5 protein-coding genes are annotated in these 4,428 nt (G+C 41.6%); all 5 read left to right on the top strand.

Annotated elements, in window-relative coordinates:
- The first annotated feature begins 44 nt into the window (after positions 1-44).
- A complete protein-coding gene (flgC, locus tag ACKI5B_RS10220; protein ID WP_407428400.1) occupies positions 45-506 on the top strand; it encodes a flagellar basal body rod protein FlgC in 462 nt (153 codons plus the stop codon).
- Positions 507-568: 62 nt separating this feature from the next.
- Positions 569-919, top strand: coding sequence for a flagellar hook-basal body complex protein FliE (gene fliE, locus ACKI5B_RS10225; protein WP_407428402.1), 351 nt, complete (start codon positions 569-571; stop codon positions 917-919).
- A 19-nt stretch (positions 920-938) separates the two neighbouring features.
- Positions 939-2,723, top strand: coding sequence for a flagellar basal-body MS-ring/collar protein FliF (fliF, locus tag ACKI5B_RS10230; RefSeq protein WP_407428404.1), 1,785 nt, complete (start codon positions 939-941; stop codon positions 2,721-2,723).
- A 3-nt stretch (positions 2,724-2,726) separates the two neighbouring features.
- A complete protein-coding gene (fliG, locus tag ACKI5B_RS10235) occupies positions 2,727-3,785 on the top strand; it encodes a flagellar motor switch protein FliG (protein WP_407428406.1) in 1,059 nt (352 codons plus the stop codon).
- Between the two features lie 20 nt (positions 3,786-3,805).
- On the top strand, positions 3,806-4,428 hold a 623-nt coding region (locus ACKI5B_RS10240), incomplete at its 3' end, for a FliH/SctL family protein (protein WP_486401674.1).

Here is a 4,428-nt window from a genome sequence, read left to right on the forward strand (position 1 = left end):
TCCATGTGGCGCATTTTATTGATAAAAAATGAGGATATGTATATATGGGAATGTTTACTTCAATTAATATAGCTGCTACGGGAATGAGCGTTGAGCGGCTCCGTACTGATGTTATTTCAAACAACATCGCCAATGCAAGTACAACACGCACTCCGGAAGGCGGGGCTTTCAAAAAATCTTCTGTTGTTATTGAACCTATTGCTTCAAGTCATCCGACATGGAGAAGCCCTTTTGTTTCGGCTGACCAGGATAACGGACCTGGAAAGGGTGTTCGTGTACGTGAAATCGTAAAAAGCACTGAACAGGGACGGCTTGTTTATGATCCTACAAACCCGGATGCAATTCAGAGTGGCCCTAATAAAGGCTATGTTGAATATCCGAATGTAAACATCGTAAATGAAATGGTTGATTTGATTTCTGCAAGCCGTGCTTACGAAGCAAACTCAACTGTAGTTCAGGGGGCGAAAGATATGTTCTCAAGTGCTCTTGAAATTGGACGAGGTTAATGGTTTAAAAATATCTTGTCATGATTGACTTTTTACTATAAACTTTAATTGGGTGGAGAATTATGAATATTAATATGCCAAGTTTGTCATCAATTACGATGACCCGTACAAATCAGGCGCATGTTGGAACAGCTAAGCTTACTTCGCTTGTTCCCGGTCAGGAATCAGCTTCAGTTCAGAATCAAAAATCTTTCGGTACATTTGAGAGTTATCTCGTAAATGCTGTTTCAGAAATGAATTCTCAGCAGCTCGATGTTAACCGTGTTCAGGAACAGTTAATAACTGACCCTGATTCTGTCGATATTCATGATGTAACTACTGCAATGGCAAAGGCTCAGATGTCTTTGAACCTTGCACAGACTGTAATTGATCGCTTAATTACTGGTTGGAACGAACTTTCAACTAACAGATAATCGTTCATGGGAGGGGTAAATGAACGAGTGGTTTAAAAACACTACTGCTAAGTTAAAATCTTCGTGGGCTTCATGGAAGCCTGTTCAAAAAGCAATCGCCGCGGGTATTGTCATCGCGGTTATTGTTGTTTTAGTCGTAGTATTCCGGGGCTCTTCTAAGCCTACAACGGTTCAGCTTTTCCGCACACCTATTACAGATGAAGCAAAGCGTGATGAAATTATCACTCATCTTGAACAGAAAAATGTTGATTTTACTTACAATGAAACAACAGGTATTTTTACAGTTCCAGATGAACGCACTGCAAAACGTGTTCGTACAGATTTAACTACAGAAGGAATTCTTTCTTCTGCATACAATGTATGGGATGAAGAACTTAATGTTCGTGACTGGACTACAACTGATTTTGAACGGAATGAGCGCAAACTTCAGCGCGTTAACAATCAGATTAAGCAGCAGCTTGAATCTCTGGACTGGATTGCCGAAGCAAATGTCGTAATCAATCAGGCAAGTGAAGGCCTTTTTGCCAGAAACTCACGTCCTGCACAGGCAAGCGTAATTCTTTCTTTGCGTGGAGATACCCCTGAACGCAGAAGAATCCGTGGTGTTCAGGAACTGATTATGAGTGCAGTTCCAGGTCTTCTTGAAGAAAATGTAAAAATTTCAGACAAACAGGGAAATATACTTAACAATTTTGAAGGCATGGCAGAATTCGATGCTGTTGATGTCGTAAAAAAACAGCAGGATTTTATTGCACAGAAAGAAGCTCAGCTTGCTGCAAAAGTTCAGGATATGCTCCAGCAGAATTTCACTGCTGACCGTGTCCGTGCAGTTGCTGTTGCCATTGAAATGGATATGTCAAAAGTGACGAGCGATAAAACAGAATATTCTCCGTTCGTACGTACTCCTGATAATCCTGATACTCCTTATTCAGAACTTGAAACAGTTGACGGCGTTCCAATTTCTTCACAGGAAGTTAAGAAAACATGGACTGGAACCGGTTATAATCCTGAAGGCCCTGCGGGAGTTGAAGGCCAGAATCCACCGGTTTATTCAGATATGTCTAATGTAATCGGACAATCAAAAGAAGAAGGTAATACAACAAATTATGTTTATAATACAGAGCAAAAACATATCGAAAAATCTCCTTCAATTGACCGTATTACTGCTTCTGCAAATATTGACGGGCGCTGGGAAAAAGAACTTGACGGCGATAATAATCCGGTTTTTGTTACTGAAAAGAACTTTGAAACTCTTAAAACTAAATACGAAGAAAAATATCCGAATGTAGAAGATAACGATAATATCCGTTTTCGTTTAGGTCATATTGTGCGTGTTTACAGACCTGTTCCGGAAGATACACGTATCAGAGCTGCAAGTATCGTACAGGATGCTATCGGATACAACAGAAACAGAGGCGACTCTGTTACAATTACTTCATGGCCGATTCCGCGTGAAGATGACTGGGATATTGAAGATGAAGCAATTATCCGTGCTCAGCAGACACGTAAAACAATCATGCTTGTTTTAATCGGTGTTGTAATTATTCTTATTGCATTCATTGTATTCCGTATGATTAGCCGTGAGCTTGAGCGACGCCGACGTCTTCGTGAAGAAGAACTTCTTCGCCGTCAGCAGGCAGAACGTGAAAAGGCTTTGTGGGATGCAAAACAGGAAGGCATGGAAGTTACTATGTCTGTCGAAGAGCGAAAGCGTGCTGAACTTCAGGAAAATGCAATTGCTATGGCAAAAGAACATCCTGAAGATGTCGCAATGCTTATCAGAACCTGGATGATGGAGGAGTAGAAAATGGCAGAAGCAAAACCGGCAGCCGGCGGCCACAGTAAAAAAGGCGGTGCAAAAGATTATAAAAATCTTACCGGACGCCAGAAAGCCGCAATCTTCCTTGTTTCACTCGGTTCAGATGTTTCTTCAGAAATCATGAAGCATCTTCGCGAAGATGAAGTTGAAACTTTAACATTTGAAATTGCACGACTGGAAACTGTTGATGCAGATTTTAAAGACCAGGTTCTTGAAGAATTTCAGGAACTCATGGCGGCACAGAACTTTATCACTACCGGTGGTATTGATTATGCCCGCGAACTTCTTGAAAAATCTTTGGGAAGCCAGAAGGCAATCGATATTATCAACCGTCTTACTTCAAGCCTTCAGGTTCGTCCGTTCGACTTTATCCGCCGTACAGACCCGGCTCACCTGCTCAACTTTATTCAGCAGGAATATCCTCAGACAATCGCTTTGATTCTTGCTTACCTCGAACCTGGAAAGGCTGCGGTTATTCTGCAGAACTTACCGCCAGAAATCCAGCCTGAAGTTTCAAAACGTTTGGCAACAATGGACCGTACTTCACCGGATGTTTTACGTGAAGTTGAGCGCGTTCTTGAGAAAAAGCTTTCTACGCTGTCCAGCGAAGACTACACTGCAGCTGGTGGTGTTGAATCTATCGTTGAAATTCTTAACCTTGTTGACCGTTCTTCTGAAAAAGCCATCATCGAATCTCTCGAAGAAGAAGATCCGGATCTGGCAGAAGAAATCAAAAAGCGAATGTTCGTATTCGAAGATATCGTTATGCTCGACGACCGTGCAATTCAGAAAGTTCTGCGCGAAGTCGATACACAGGAACTTTCAAAGGCACTCAAATCTGTCGATACCGAAGTTCAGGACAAAATTTTCCGAAATATGTCAAAACGTGCGGCTTCAATGCTCAAAGAAGATATGGAATTCATGGGACCTGTACGCTTAAAGGACGTAGAAGAAGCTCAGCAGAAAATCGTTTCAACTATCCGCCGACTCGAAGATGCGGGTGAAATCGTTATTGCCCGCAGTGGTGAAGACGAACTGGTTGTATAAAATTATAATAGGGGCATATCATGGCAAGAAATTTATTTCAGCAGACATTATTTCAACCCGGTCAGTTAAAGCCGAAAGAGGGCGAATTCAAGCTCCAGCTTGTCCATGAATTTGCTCCTCCGGTAGAAGAAGTCGTAGAAGAAGTTGTTCCGGAATATACCGGTCCTACTGCCGACGACCTTCGTCGTGAAGCCGAAGCTTTCAAAGCTCAGTGGGAAACTGAAAAACAGAAAATGCTTGAAGAAGCACAGGCTAAAGCAGATGAAATTCTTAAAAAAGCAGAAGATGCTGCATTTGCTGAAGTAAAGCGTCAGACCAATCAGGCTCAAATCGTAAAAAATGAAGCAGAACAGAATGCAGCAGAAATCATTAAAAATGCTCAGGAAGAAGCTTCGAAAATTATTGAAGAAGCTAAAGCAGAACAGGAAACATTAAAATCAAACGGCCATGCAGAAGGATTTAGTCAGGGACGTGAAGAAGGCTTTAATGAAGGCAAAGGTGAAGCTGAAAGACTTATAGAACGAACCCATAAAATCTTAGAAGGGGTAATGGCCCGCCGTGAAGAAATTTTAAGTGAAACCGAACAGCAGATTGTTGAATTAGTGATTTTGATGACCCGTAAAGTCGTAAAAATTATTTCAGA

The organism is Treponema sp., assembly GCF_045657965.1.
Lineage (GTDB): Bacteria > Spirochaetota > Spirochaetia > Treponematales > Treponemataceae > Treponema_D.